The sequence below is a fragment of the Planctopirus sp. SH287 genome, assembly GCF_056500625.1.
In genome coordinates this window covers 209769-224192 of sequence record NZ_CM151403.1, presented here as the reverse complement: position 1 = coordinate 224192, position 14424 = coordinate 209769, and the positions used below count along the sequence as shown (strand labels likewise).

The 14424-nt window shown below is 52.5% G+C and carries 10 protein-coding genes; 7 read left to right on the top strand and 3 right to left on the bottom strand.

Features of this window, described 5'->3' with window-relative positions:
• Nucleotides 1-179 precede the first annotated feature (179 nt).
• Entirely contained in the window at nt 180-1142 is a 963-nt protein-coding gene (locus tag SH287x_RS00790) for an alkaline phosphatase family protein (protein WP_479516510.1), read from the top strand.
• Between the two features lie 784 nt (nt 1143-1926).
• Here the strand turns inward: SH287x_RS00790 and SH287x_RS00785 are convergent.
• Together SH287x_RS00785 and SH287x_RS00780 are read right to left on the bottom strand one after the other, a co-directional pair.
• Nucleotides 1927-3051: a D-TA family PLP-dependent enzyme gene (locus SH287x_RS00785; RefSeq protein WP_479516509.1), complete on the bottom strand. Its 1125-nt coding sequence runs from the start codon at nt 3049-3051 to the stop codon at nt 1927-1929.
• 205 nt (nt 3052-3256) lie between these two features.
• Nucleotides 3257-5155 (bottom strand): polyprenyl synthetase family protein, encoded by a 1899-nt coding sequence (locus SH287x_RS00780; protein WP_479516508.1) that lies wholly within the window; start codon nt 5153-5155, stop codon nt 3257-3259.
• A 524-nt stretch (nt 5156-5679) separates the two neighbouring features.
• Here SH287x_RS00780 and SH287x_RS00775 point away from each other — a divergent pair.
• Entirely contained in the window at nt 5680-7158 is a 1479-nt protein-coding gene (locus tag SH287x_RS00775; protein WP_479516507.1) for an alpha/beta hydrolase, read from the top strand.
• 13 nt (nt 7159-7171) lie between these two features.
• On the opposite strand, the gene SH287x_RS00770 is transcribed toward SH287x_RS00775, so the two are convergent.
• Nucleotides 7172-8287 (bottom strand): Gfo/Idh/MocA family protein, encoded by a 1116-nt coding sequence (locus tag SH287x_RS00770; RefSeq protein WP_479516506.1) that lies wholly within the window; start codon nt 8285-8287, stop codon nt 7172-7174.
• 263 nt (nt 8288-8550) lie between these two features.
• Here SH287x_RS00770 and SH287x_RS00765 point away from each other — a divergent pair, with 263 nt between their 5' ends.
• The 5 genes from SH287x_RS00765 to SH287x_RS00745 all read left to right on the top strand — a co-directional run bounded on the left by SH287x_RS00765 (nt 8551) and on the right by SH287x_RS00745 (nt 14223).
• Nucleotides 8551-9327 carry a hypothetical protein gene (locus SH287x_RS00765; protein ID WP_479516505.1) on the top strand — a complete coding sequence of 259 codons (777 nt, stop codon included), beginning with the start codon at nt 8551-8553 and terminating at the stop codon, nt 9325-9327.
• Nucleotides 9328-9475: 148 nt separating this feature from the next.
• The gene (locus SH287x_RS00760; protein ID WP_479516504.1) at nt 9476-9985 is read left to right on the top strand and encodes a DUF4339 domain-containing protein; all 510 of its coding nucleotides are present in this window, start codon (nt 9476-9478) and stop codon (nt 9983-9985) included.
• A 59-nt stretch (nt 9986-10044) separates the two neighbouring features.
• Nucleotides 10045-11052, top strand: a complete 1008-nt coding sequence (locus SH287x_RS00755; RefSeq protein ID WP_479516503.1) for an MBL fold metallo-hydrolase — start codon at nt 10045-10047, stop codon at nt 11050-11052.
• Between the two features lie 107 nt (nt 11053-11159).
• Nucleotides 11160-12476: a hypothetical protein gene (locus tag SH287x_RS00750; protein ID WP_479516502.1), complete on the top strand. Its 1317-nt coding sequence runs from the start codon at nt 11160-11162 to the stop codon at nt 12474-12476.
• A gap of 748 nt (nt 12477-13224) precedes the next feature.
• The gene (locus SH287x_RS00745; RefSeq protein WP_479516501.1) at nt 13225-14223 is read left to right on the top strand and encodes a DUF1559 domain-containing protein; all 999 of its coding nucleotides are present in this window, start codon (nt 13225-13227) and stop codon (nt 14221-14223) included.
• The last annotated feature ends 201 nt before the right edge of the window (nt 14224-14424 follow it).

Sequence of the window (14424 nt, the reverse complement as noted above, 5' to 3'; positions counted from 1 at the left end):
TCTTCATAACGCTATGGGAGGAATCGACCCGGCTTGAGATTGGGGAGCGGATGAGTTCTTGTGGAAATAAGCCGTCGAACCGATCAATGACGTTGCGCATTCAAGAAGTTAGGCTGACTCCTGAAGACTCGGGAAAGTTGGCCCGATGGGGTGCGTAACGGAAAATGCGGGAGAGGGTGATGACGCTTCAGGTTTCCTTGAAATTAAGTCTTGTATTAACGACTTTGGCTGTTTTGGGAGGACTGAGCACACCCACAATGGCGGCGGATGCTCCCCCAGTTCGCAAAGTGCTGGTGATTGGTATTGATGGTTGCCGGCCTGATGCCCTTGAAGCGGCAAAAACCCCCAACATCGAGCGATTGGTCAAGAACGGCCTCTATTGCGAGAATACCGATATTCTCGCCGATCGCGTGACCAAGGGAGACACCGTCAGCGGCCCAGGTTGGTCGAACCTGCTCACTGGTGTCTGGCCTGACAAACACGGCGTGATCGACAATTCCTTCAAAGGGTCGAACTATCAGGAATTTCCCCATTTCTTTGCGCGAGTGAAAGAAGCCCGGCCAGAATCGAAGACGGCTTCGTTCAGCAGTTGGCCACCAATTGCAGAGAAGATTGTCTCGGCTGCTGACACCAGCGTGAACGCCAAGGCTCGGCATGCCGCCGATTATCTCAAAGCGGATGATGAGCTTTCTGTGGCAGCGGCGAAAGCCATCGCTGAGGGATCGAACGATGTTGTGGTTTGTTATTTTGGCCAGGTGGATGAAACGGGACATGCCAACGGGTTTCATCCCACGGTGAAGAAATATGTCGAGTCGATTGAACGCGTCGATAGCTACGTGGGGCGGCTATTGGAAGCCGTTGATGAAAGACAGAAAACCAGCAGCGAGAAATGGCTGGTACTGGTCTGTACCGATCATGGCGGATCGGGAACCAATCATGGTGGGGGGCGTGAAAAACCAGAAATCCGCCAGGTCTTTATCGTTGCCAGCGGGCCATTAGTTAAGCCCGGCAAGATCACTGAACCAACCTATCAAGTTGATATCGTTGCCACAGCATTAAACTATCTGGGAATCGAGCCGAAGCCGGAATGGAAACTTGACGGAAAGTCGATTTTAGAACTGACAAAAAACATTGAAAAGTAATTATTGACCGTCTTGTCAACTACCAGGGCCGCAACAACCGCTTATATACCAATGGGTCATGTGAGAAGAATTCTTGCGTGACCCATTGGCGTTTCAACAAGCTGCACCTGATACACATTTCAATTTGAAATATCGCTCTGTGTCCCACGCTTGCGGCTTTGAGGCTGTCTTTTATACACAACTTTTTCGCCACCTGAACCGCACCATGAAATTGGCATGGGTGGCCCATAGCACCTTGCGGCCTTTACCTCAATATCTGGCATACAGCCGAGGGAATTCAAGGGATTGATGCTGTTCAAAAGTCATAGAGCAGGCTCCCACCCCATACCGTTCGTCTCCCTTCGATCTCTTCCGAATTCCTTCGCGCTCTTCTTTTCTTCGCGGTAAAAATTCTTCGACTCACCGCAAAGGCGCGAAGAACGCAAAGGAGTCATTCCGATGAGCAGGTTTATCCCAGGCCGGAACTCCTGTGGGTTGATCTGGTCATCACCCCTTGATGGTGTAAATGCCGTGCCGCTTGCTCAAAGGAATAAGAAATTTATGTATAAAAGACAGCGGCTTTGAGGCAAGCATGCTCTTTGGATTGATGGAAGATCAGTGTCAAACGCACATCCGGCATGCTCACTCAGAGCCGTGAGAATGGCACGAAGAGCCTTGGATTCCCATCGCGGCACTCCGCCCACGGTCAAATTGATCTGAAAAAAGTTGTGTGTGTAAAAGACAGCGGCTTTGGGCAAGCATGCTTTTGAGATCATCAACTCGCTATTTCAAGTTGCGATTCGTCTCAAATCGTCCACTGGCGGTTTCTCGCGGTGATTTCCCAGCGGTCAATGACCTCGCCCTCTTTGGCCACATAGGCAAAGGGAAAGAGCGGCACTGTTGTGCAGACATGCCGGGGGATCCCCCAGACCACACGGCCGACAGGGAATGCCTCGCGGTCATTTGTCTCGACAACCAGATGTTCCTCGCTTTGAAGAACCTGCTTCCCATCGTTGATTTCCGGCAGCCAGACCCGCTGGCCCATTGCCTGATCGGGTGAGACCGCCTTATGCCCCAGATCCAGCGTGATCCGCGATGATGTGGGCCGGCTGATCACCCGGCTCAAGACAAACGCACCAGCAGCATAATCCATCTCGGGGAATTTCTGAGCATAGCCCCAGTCATGCAGCACACAAGTGCCGGGACTGAGTTCAATCGCGGGATCTTCGATCTGGCTCCATGGGCCAAATGTTCCCGTCCCTCCACAGACGATCCTGGGGACTTTCAAACCAGCGGCTAACAGTCGGTCACGAAATTGCCGGACATTCGACCAGACCTCTTGAACGGAAGCGACACGTTCTTCGACATTAATCTGGTGCAGATGTCCGTCATAGACATGCAGGCCAGCCGCCTTCACTCCGCTTGTGGAGGAGAGTTTCTGATAGAGCAACTCCGCTTCGGGAAGTTCGGGGGCAATGCCCGTCCGGTTCATTCCCACATTGAGATCCAGCAGCACATCCAGCGTGATACCCGCTGTGCTGGTCATCTCGCCAATCGCTTCGATAGCCTGGGCATCATCGGCCAGAACCGTTAATCGTGTTTGTGGAAACCGATGCCGGAATTCAGCGGCCCGCCTGAGATTTGGCCCGACGACCGGGTAGGCTAACACCACGTCTGTGGCACCGGCTCGTGCCACCATTTCGGCTTCTGCGAATGTGGCAGCCTTGTGATGAGTGATCCCTCGCTGTACTTCCAGCTTGGCCAGATCCAGCATCTTGTGGGTCTTGCAATGCGGGCGCAGCCGACTGACATCACCGCTGGTGCGGATCATCTGGTCAAGATTCTGTGTGATGGCCTCCAGATCAATGACCAGCGCCGGCGAAGGGATGGCTTCCGTCGCCTGTTGTGAGAGAGGAGCACTCCACTTCATGTCAGATCACTTCAACTTTCAAAACAGAAATTCAACGTTGCTGGAGCAATCTGGCTCACAGGTCGATCTCCGGCAAAGAACGATTTCCTTATCGGGATTGCATTGCCCGTGTGGCCTGATCGCCGACTTCAAGTGATCGCGACGTCCTCAAGGGGGATCAAGCGGCCTCTTAAGGTCTCATGACAATCATGGGCCGATTCATCTGTTAATTTTTCACAAGAGACGGTCGCAGCAGATTCATGGGGACGATTGTTGGCTGAGGTTTCACCGGAAGGTGGTCTTCTGCCAGCACGGTATCAATCACGAAATAGAGCAGTTCCCGCAGTGGCTCGGGGGTGACGGTATCGGCCAGAGCTTCGACCCTTGCCCGGGATTTATCCACCAGGAGATGAGCCTTCGTGAAGATGTCGTACTTCTCAAAATGGCGTTTGAAAGCTTCAAACCTGGCGTGGGGATTCATTGACGACTGAGCAACGCGGATGATTTCGTCCCGTTCTTCAGCCGTTGAAGCTTCCCAGGCCATGGCCCAGAGCAATGTGGGGCGTAGCGCCTGAGCATCCTGTCCTGCGACCAGCTTGTTATGGTCGTCCCCCAGCCAGTCGCCCAGGTCATTAAGGATCTGAAACGCGACCCCCAGATGCCTTGAAAACTGCACAATCATTTCGGTGTAAGGCTCTGCCGGGCCTGCCAGACGAATTCCGGCATACAGCGCCGCTTCAAACGCAGGTGAGGTTTTCAGGGCATATATTTTCATCGCCTCTGCGGGTGTCAGTGCATAACTTTCTGAACGTGACCACTGTAGCTCAGCCCCCTGCCCTTCGCAGAGCTTCATATGAGCAGCAGCGAACGCATCCAGCACATCAGCCGCAACGTCAGCTCCCAGTTCTTTCCGCGACGACGAGACCAGACGATATCCCACGCCAATCAAATGATCCCCCAGGTTGATGGCCGACCCAACCCCGTACTTGCGATGCAGGGTTTCTTTCCCATATCGAAACTGATCGTTGTCCTGAATGTCATCATGAATCAGCGACGCTTTGTGGAAGGCTTCAATGGCCATCGCGACCCGGCCAATGGGTGGTGCATAATCGGGCACCTGATCCTGATGATCCTTCGAGAGTCCCACAGCTCCTGTGAGAGCATCATAAGCGGCCAACGTGATGAAGGGCCGCAAACGCTTCCCTCCATTCTGAAGCCAATCCATCACGACAGCTTCAGTGAACCGCAAGGGAGACAGTGAGTCTGCACCGTTCGCCGGAGACGGGGATCTGTCATTGCGGACTGGCTGGGTGATCAACTCGAATTGGTCGTCAAAAATCCGGTTGGCAGCCCTCATCAGAGGAACATAACTGCGCGTCTTCTGAGAAGGTGCCGGTTCGTATTTATCCAGGCACTCCCAAACCCATGACTCATCCAGCGAGGTATTTTTGCAATCGCCGGAATGGAGCGGCACGGCATAAGAGGGAACTCCGGCGATCAGAATTTTGTCAATCGCCTTCTCCAGAACATTCAGGCAGGCCACGCCCAGAATGCCGTCAATGTGCCCTGACACAATGATCTTCAAGACGATTGGCGAACCTTCAGCAACGAGCACCTTGTAGCCCAGCTTCTCGGCCTTGACCTTGTAGTCGGCAATCGAGCAAGCACCGCAACGTTCGCAGTCGAGACCAAACTCGTCATAGTCTGCGGGGCAACCTTCGGCATGTTTCAAACAATGGGGGAGCAACAGCATCCGTCGCTCAAACGGGATCGCCAGAAATTGTTCACGCCAGAAGACATTTCCTAGCATCACCATCGCAAAGCCAAGGAATTTCTCTGGCTCGCCCCCCTTCAGGAGCATCTCACGAGCCATCGCTTCCAGCGCGTTTTTCGTGAATGGCTTCGATCGATCCAACTGATGGCAAAAAGCGATGGCGTCATCGCGCAGCTTTTCCCGGTGAGCCAACGTTTCCGGGACAAATTTGAACTGGGCAGTGCTGCGGCGTTTGGGCTGATCATGACCCGATTGAGAAACTTCGGTCTTGATCAATTCGTCTGTTGTTGCAGCGCTGGATGACAAATCGGGTGCCTCGGAAAGAGCAGCAGCGGGGGAAGTCGTCGTCATTCGAGTCTATTTCACCAGCTGGAGGTGATCTTTGCCTGATTCCATACCACTGGATGTAATTCTCTCTCTGAAGTCCCATGCAGTGGCAAGACGTTTCGAGAACCGGCAGCCATAAGAAGTGATCTCGGGAACACGATCAAGTCAGGGCACAACACTCCATCAAAGTGTGTTTTGTCAGTCCCTAATGATCTGATCTGTCACAAAGAGCTTCCGAATCTCGCTGCTGGATCTTACCCCGCAACATCCCCTGCGACGAGGGGTTGCTCACAGAACTTTCCCGGCTGGCCTAATTTCCGTTGCCCAGCGGATCTGGTCAGCAGGAAAATCTCCCCGTGTTCGCGAATATCAACTCGTCATGTGAACACCTCGCCTCGATGGCTGGCGTCTTCTTGTTTTTTTCTGGCGCATGACCGGCAGAAACCGCCGTCGACCGACCTGTTCACCCGGACAATCGCACTTCGCGCGCCGCAACAATCGGCATAAAACACGGCTCCTCACTTAATTCCGGCAAGGATGCCTGAACGATGCCAGCAATGCCTTCCAACACCCTTTCAATCTTCCGATGGCTGACCAACTGGTGGATTCCCACCGCACTGGCCTTGATGGTGAGTTTTGCTGGATGCGGTGCGGCCTCTCGCGATCAATCTCGCTCCAGTAGCGCGACGGACATCTCTTCCTCGGATCAATCAGTTGGTGACGCGCCACCGTTTGCCTCGGGAGGGACTGCGACGGCACCTGATCTTCCGGATGCCAGCGCATGGCCTGATCCTTCGGGCGGTGGACAAAAGCTCGAAACCTCCTCCTCCCAAGGCCCACTCCTGCCGGAACTTCCTCTCCAGTTTGAACCTGCACTTGCTCCGCCACAAATTCCGCCCACTCTCCCTGACACTGCTTTTGAAACGGTGAAAATTGAAGCGAACGGACGAGCCGCGATGGAGCCGAAGATTGTCGAGTTTCACACCATTGCTCCCGAAGCAAGCCCCGCTCGGTCTGCTCTGCCGGCGGCTCCTAAAGACCAGGGCTTTTCACGAGAAACGATTTACTTCGCCACAAATCGCAATCGCACCGGAGCCACTACAGCCAGTAAAGCGTTCGGCACCCAGCGTGGGGATCTCCAATGGGGGATGTGCCAGGTCAGCATTCCTTACAAGCACAAACCCGGCGAACTCGAAACAAAAGCCTGGTACCAATGGAGCGAAGATCCGAAAGAGCATATTGTGCTCATGGATCATCTCGATAATCTCTCTGAAGCCAACTGGATGACACGGATCCGCCAGAAGCTGGCTGGTGCAACCTCCAGCGAAATCCTCGTGTTTGTACATGGCTACAACGTCACCTTCGACAACGCTGTCCGTCGGACGGCTCAGCTGTCTTATGACCTCAATTTCCCTGGAGCCGCTGTCTGTTTCAGTTGGCCCGCCGGAAACAACATGGTCTACACCACGGACTGGAATAACGCGGAATGGTCACTTCCCCATTGTCAGCAGGTTCTCAAGCAACTGGCACTCTTTTCCCGTGCCGAGAAGATTCACATTGTGGCCCATAGCATGGGAAGCCGGGTGGTGACGTTCTCATTGAAAGAACTGATCCGTGACATGCCGCTGATGGAAAATCAGCCGCTGTTCAATCAGGTGATTCTTGCGGCTCCCGATCTTGATGCCGACATTTTCCGGACGCAGATTGTTCCGTCGATTCAGCGGGCGACCCGTCGTTTGACGATCTACGCCTCTGAGCAAGACGTGGCCCTGAAGCTGTCGCAAGGGCTGAATGGTGGCACGCGACTGGGAAGCGCCACTCAGGTCTCGCTGACCGATCAGTCGCGCGACTGGATCGACTGTATTGACGCCACTTTGATGGCGAAAGAAGCATTGATGAGCTTTCAGCATGCTTACTATGGCGATTCTCCCCGTATGATCGGTGACCTTCGCCGTGTGCTGGCAGGAGAAAACGCCACGACACGTGGCCTGTTGTGCGAAAAGCCGGGACTTTTCCAGATTCGCTGATGCTCAAAACCACTCAAGACAGAGGGACGCCGCTGGCTTGAAGCACAGCCGTCTGGACGGCAAGATCGTGTGCATAGGAAAAGTCGCTGGCTTTCTCGCCTCGAATAATCTTAGCCATATCGGCCGCGTCACTGACATAGCGTGGAAAGCGTGGCATCGCGATCTCCTGCACACCTTTGGTGTAGCTCTCGCCACTCTCGGCATCCTTGATGGCTTCGCTGAGCGATAGCCGCACAGACGGATTGTCCAGCGGCTGGATATGAAACGTCCCTTTCGTTCCGCAAACCGTCAGATGCCGGCGGGCAAACCCGTCCACTTCCAACCCTGTCGAACGGACAGTGGCGGTTGCCTTGGGATATTCAAAGACTGCCAGCATATTATCGACCAACTGGTCTTTTCCTGTCCCGGTACGACGCGCATAGGGTGTGATTTTCTCCGGGTTGGGCATCACGCTCATGACCAGATCGATCACATGGCATCCCAACTCAAACATGATTCCCCCCGGATACTCTCCGAGTTGTTTCCTCGTCCCTGGATCGAGCACTTTGCTCATGACGGCATGGACTTCAAACACATCCCCCAGCCAGCCCTTTTGCAGAAACTCCCGGAGTAATATCACGGCCGGGCTATAGCGATACATATAGCCCATCTGGACTAATAGCTTTTGCTTTTCCGCAGCTTCCAGAATGCGGCGGTAGTGGCTGAGCGATTCTCCTGCTGGCTTATCGAGATGAACATGTTTGCCAGCTCGAATCGCGGCTTCGGCTGCTGGTAAAAGATCACGAACATGCGTCTCGACCAGCACAGCCTGCAAACCGGTCAAGTTCAGTAGTTCTTCCTGTGTCATCCATGGCAAGTCTTTATAAGCCGCTTGCGACTGCGCATGACGTCGCAACTTCTCGTCTGATTCAACAATCCCCACGACTTCATAATCCGGGGAATTGCGATAGACCGCGAGCTTGCTGGCATGGGCATGCCCGACACCGATCTGCCCGATTTTAATTTTGGACGAACTTGGATTTCCTAGCGGAGAAGCGACCTGGGCGGCCTGCGACCACTGGCTTGTCCAACTGGTCGCAGCAATGCCTCCACACCATTTTAACAAATCCCGGCGTGTTGGAGTTCGCATGAAAACAGGCCTCGCTTCATGAGTGTCAATCATCAAAAGTCAATCAGGTATTCATCAGCACGACAGTAAGGAAATGCCGAGTCGACTTCCATACTTTTTGTGAAAGATCTCAGCTTGTCTCTCGAGAGAATCACCGGACATCTCCGTTCTGCCGACTTCTGACAATCTTTTGTAGATTTCTGTTGCGATCTGGCCGGACGATCAGAGAAGTTATGCGGGACTGATGTTGTCCGATGAAAGTTCCACTCTGAGGATTTGCCAAAGTGACCAGAGCCTCTCAAGTTCATGACTATGCCGCACCGCGTAAGTACGCGATTGTTCTGAGTTGTGTCGACGCCCGACTCCTCGACAACCTTGTCGAGTTTCTGGACGAGGATAATTTAACCAATCGCTACTACCACATCACACTCCCCGGCACCGCATTGGCGTTAACAGGCGAATGGAAGAAGGATCACGAGGCCTATACAAACGCCGCCGAAGAAGTGCATACAAACAGCAAGGATTGCAACAAGAAAAAGCCTATACCCACGCTGGAAACTTTGTGCTGTAAGTTTGACGCATGGAAAAACTGCTTTTTAGATCAATTCCGTTCAGCTTTGATTCTGACCGGTGGACAAATTTCGGATATCTATATTGTACAGCATGAAGACTGTGGAGCATTTCGTCTCTTCATTGGACATGACCCTGCCCAGCCTCAATGCTGCCAAGCGATCGACCCAAAGCCAATGGCGGATAAATCATCAAAGGAACGCACTCCAACCGACATCGATCAGGAAGTTCACCAGCGACATGCGAATGCCCTCGCGCAATACATCATTCACGATTTTTGTAAAGACCTTCGCATAGATGATTTCATGGGATTAAATAAGATTCTTCAAGACTTCCGGCCTGCAATCCATACGTTTTTCATGGATCTGCGGGGAACAGTTAAGTGGCTTGATTCATTTAAGCCCTGCTACTGCGACGACTCTCCTTCAATGCCTGCTCCGGCTAAACCCGGATCAACTAAGATCACTCGTAAAAAAGGACAGCGGAAGTAACGTGAGGACTGTTATGGAAAACTATGCACCAGCATCTGCGATATGCCTTCTCGCTTGATCTCATCACGGCCCCTGAAGTCCGGCAATCACTGATCTCGATCTCCATGATTCTACTCTGATTATTTGTTGATCAATCCTAGGAAAATGTATGAGTATCTATTTGCATGTGAATGGTGAACGACGGGGGCCGTTTGAATTAGCTGATGTCAATGCGCAAATCGCAGAGGGGAAGCTATCACCTTATGGGGTAGATGCCTGGTACAAGGGCCGCGACAACTGGATGCCGCTGGAAAATCTGCCCGGCGTTGTGATTCCATCCTCGCTCTCCCGATCTGATTTGCCACCCGCTCATTCTCGCCCTGCTGCCAGTGAACAGGGCGGAGATAGCACTGGTGGACTTATCCCTTACAAAAATCCACATGCGCTGATCGGCTATTATCTTGGGATTGTCGGCTTGTTCCCCCTCATCGGGATTCTCTTTTCGATTCCCGCGTTTATTTTGGGGATCATCGGCCTGAAAAAGCGGAGCCAGAACCCGATCATTAAAGGGAGCGTTCACGCATGGATTGCCATCGTCCTGGGGTTTATTGCGACCAGCTACAATGGCCTGATGATACTGGGAATTATTGTTGCTCTCTCACAAGCTGGCAGGCGCTAATTGATCGTTGTTTGCCAGTGCGAATCATCGTTATCCGTCATTGTTAAAGCACGGGAACTATGGCTGCCTTACCATCAATGATGTCTGCCGAACTGACACTGGTCAACGGCAGCACGGGTGACCCGGTTCTGTTGATCGACTATCCCGATCGCAACGATGCGCTGTTGCTGGATGGTGGTGACAATAGCTCGCTCTCGCTGGATCAACTGGCTGATTTGACAGCAGTTTTCATCACGCATCACCACATTGATCATTTCATTGGTCTGGATCGTATCCTCCGGGCCAATCTGGATCGAGACAAGACGCTATCCCTCTATGGCCCGCCCGGAACGATTGAAAAGGTGGCTGACCGCATTCGTAGCTATGAATTTCAATACTTTCCCTTTCAAAAGATTGTGATTGATGTCTGTGAGGTTCATCGCGAACTTCTGCGGATTGGACGACTGGATTGTGGACGGCGATTCCCGCCTCCCGAGGTACGCGAGACTTCCTATTCCGGCCGAGTGATTTTCGAGAACTCCACGGTTCAAGTGGAAGCCACCTTTGCCGATCACACCGTGAACTGCCTCAGCTATGCCGTTATTGAAAAGCCGGGATGGTTTCTTTCTTCTGCGGCTTTACAAAAAAGTCACTTAAAGCCGGGAGCCTGGATTGCCGAGGTTCTCACTCGCCTGCGTGACAATGGCTCGGATTCATCGCCAATCCTGATCGATGGTGGAGTGTTTCCCTTGTCGTATTTGCGCGACAAATTTTTCCGTCTGTCGGCGGGAGCACGGTTAGCTTTTATCACCGACACTGCTTTAAGCGAAGGTGTTCGCAAGGATCTTCTCGCACTCGCTCATCGCGCGAATCTGCTTTACTGCGATTCATTTTATTTGAGTGCGCAGGCCACACAGGCGAATAAATACCGCCACATGACGGCCCGGCAAGCCGGTGAACTGGCCCGGTCGGCCAAGGCGGAAAAATTGATCCTGATCCACTTCGCTCAACGGTACGCCGGTCGATACGAACTTCTGGTGGAAGAAGCTCGTGAAGAGTTTGCGAACGTTGCCGCTGAATTCCGCTGATCCAAAGCCGGCTTTTTCACGTTCTGTGTTCACGCACGTGACTCAAGCCTGCGGATTAGCTTACGAACCAGTGAGGACGGGGTGGTTGTACCCCATAGAACAAGAACATGACTGAATCGAACATCACATCCATCACACAGGATCACGACGAACGTTCTCATGAAGGCGTTGATGATCGATCAAGTACGTCTCAGCTTCTTGAGATGGATGCTGCCGTCGCGCTCAACATGCTGCGTGAAGGGAAGCCACTTTCTAATGTCCGCATCAGCCGGTTGAAGCTCACGGGAGAGTTTCCCTGCGCACTGCATCTCAAGAACGTCGTGCTGGATCGGCCAGTCTTCAAGAAGGCGATCTTTCATGAGAGCGTTGAGTTGATCGGTTGCTCGTTACTACGAGGACACTGCGACAAGCTTTCGACTTTCGAGAAGACGTTGACGTTCAAGTCGTGTCATTTTCGGCGAACAATCCTTTCAGGTCTGACGGTCAAGGGGTTTTGCCGATTTGACTGCAGCGATTTCTCAGGCAACGCGGATCTGTTTCATTGCACCTTTGAAGGTGACGCGAAATTCTGGGAAGCAAAGGTTGATGGCTGGCTGAATGTCAAACATTGCCAGTTCCAGAGAGTTGCGGACTTTCGCAGTATCCATATTGTCCAGGGAGCGACGTTTGAACATTGCCTCTTTCAAAAGGAGGCGTTGTTTCGTGGTGCGACCATCGAGAAAAAACTCGACTTGATGACGTCGCATTTCGATGGATCGCTCGACCTGTCGAAGGCCAAGCTGCGCGACTTCGTTTATTTAGAAACCATTTCCCAGGGGAAGGCTCAAACATTTTCCTTTGCGAATGCCGTTGTCGACCGCATGCTGATCAAGCCTCAGCAGATCCAGGGGCGACTGGCTTCTGAAAACGCAAAAGACCATGAGTTGGCGATGCGCGAATACGGGCTGCTCAAAGCCACCTTTCAGACGCTGCACCGGTTTGATGAAGAAGACTGGGCTTACTATCGTTTCAAGGTCAACCAGCGCCAAAGCAAACCCCGTTCGTGGCTGCGTCCCTGGTCAAAACTGGCTCAGATCTGTGATCTTCTCTTGCTGGACTGGGGTTGCGGCTACGGAACCAATCCCACGCGGGCGGTGGTGTCGGCGTTGCTGATGATGTTGTTTTTTGCCGTGCTCTATGCGATTGGCTACCAGCATTTCGAGATCAGCAGTCCGCCCATCGCCGACTTGCCTGCCGATGGTTTCGTGAACCGGGCCGTTTACGCGCTGATGACCACGGTCAGCGTGTTCACGTCGGGATTCGGTGGTGACCAGTTCAACACCGCCCACGGGTGGGTACTGATCCCACTCAACATTGAAGCCCTGTTAGGGACATTGTTGTGGGGCTTGTTCGTGGTGGCGTTCAGCCGCAAAGTCATTCGCTGATCACACTCGTGCCGTGTCACGGCTTTGTCTTAGGGTTGATGTCGCCGCAACGTCCTCCGTTGTCGGACTTGACGACCTGTTAAACCCTGCTTTTCAACTTTGACAATGCACTCGTCTTTTAATCACAGGGCGGACGAACCAGAGGGAGTGCGCCCTGTGATCTGGGAGTTCCTTCAATTCTCAGTTGATACGTTTTGCCTGCTAATCAATTGCGCAGAACTGCGCATTCTGTGCACAAAAGACAAATTTTTATCGAGCTTGTTGTCTCTTGAAAATAGTAGCCGATTTTATGTCGCTGCACGAAGGGCATACTCACCCAAGCTCACGGCAAGCATCAACTGAGATGACCCTTTTAAGCTGATTCTCAAGCGGCAGAAGCATTAAAACAGGCTGATTTCAAAGAGAGGGCTTCTGTTTTTGATCTCACGTTCGCGAGGCATACACATTGCCTCCTTAGTCCACTTTTGGGACTGAAGAGATATATTCTGGTCGCAGAAAACTTCCGCTAGTAGCGGCGACTCGATCGCGGCACGGCAATTGCCTGAATGGCATTCCATGACTGAACAGGGTGATTCACCTGAACGCCCTCTTGTTTTGCCCAGTGACTTTTTCTGACTGCTGATGACACGAAAAGGGTTCTCATTCCAACAAGGTTTACGAGTCCCAAAAGTGTCTCTGGCCTTATTTCTCGTTTTGATTTTCTTTGTTGGGTTTAATTTTTGCCCTCCCTCTTGAACAGGAGTTTTGCATGACATTCCCAGGGATTCACCGCCGCTTCGCTTCGCGCCTGCGTCAGGGCTTCACGCTGATTGAGTTACTGGTCGTCATCGCAATTATTGCGATCTTGATCGCCCTGTTGCTCCCCGCAGTTCAACAGGCCCGGGAAGCAGCTCGCAGAACCCAGTGCAAAAACAACATGAAGCAACTCGGCCTGGCCCTGCACAATTACCACGACACGCATACTAAGTTTCCGCCCGGTGTGATTCACCCGGTCGCTTCTGTCTATACAAAACCCACATTCACGACAACCGGCTATATTCAATTTTCGGACGCTGCTAATTCCTACGGTTGGGGAGCATTCATTCTTCCTTTTATCGATCAAGCCAACCTTTACACCAGCATGAATTTCAGCTCGCCATGGGTAACAAGTCAGGCACGAAATGTCCTGCCCGCCTTTGTCTGTCCTTCGGACGTAGGCAATGGAATCAATCCTTACTACTACGATGCACGCGAGATAGGTTGGTCAGGCGCATCTTCCAGCCAGCGTGTGGGGAAATCTAACTATGTCGCCAACCATGGAACCGGCACCATGTATCCGCTCGCGTTTAATTCACAGAGCAAGACGCTGGGTGTCTCAGGTCATTTGAGCTCACTTAATATGAAAGATTTTATCGACGGTACTTCAAACACGATTTATCTAGCCGAGCGAGACTCAGTCCGAAATGACAACTATTATCCAAACGGCGGAGCAATCTGGATTGGTTCACCATGGCTCAATGGACAGCCCATTTTTCATAATCACGTGAGATTCCCTGGATCTGCCGCAGAAGCAACCACGGTCGCAATCAACTTGGTAACAACCGGGTCAACCAGCAATATCGAAGAAGTGGCGAGCAGCCAGCACACCGGCGGAGTCCATGTTTTGCTTGCCGATGGGTCGACGAGATTTTTAAGTGAAAACACAGGGTGGGAAGTTCTTAAGTCTCTGGCATGCCGAATTGACGGAACGACTGTAGGAGAATGGTAAGGTTCACAGCTTCGGATTCTGTTGAGCGGATGCTGTCTCGGGAGACACCAAAAGCATCGTTATGCCGGAAAATGATCTAATGGAGATTCCCTTCTGATTTGACAGGTTCAGCAAAGAGTGGTGAGCAGGCCCACGAGCCTGTGGACAAGCTCAATAACCTGTCAGGACAGAGGGGGCGTACCACGCAGCATGATCACTTCA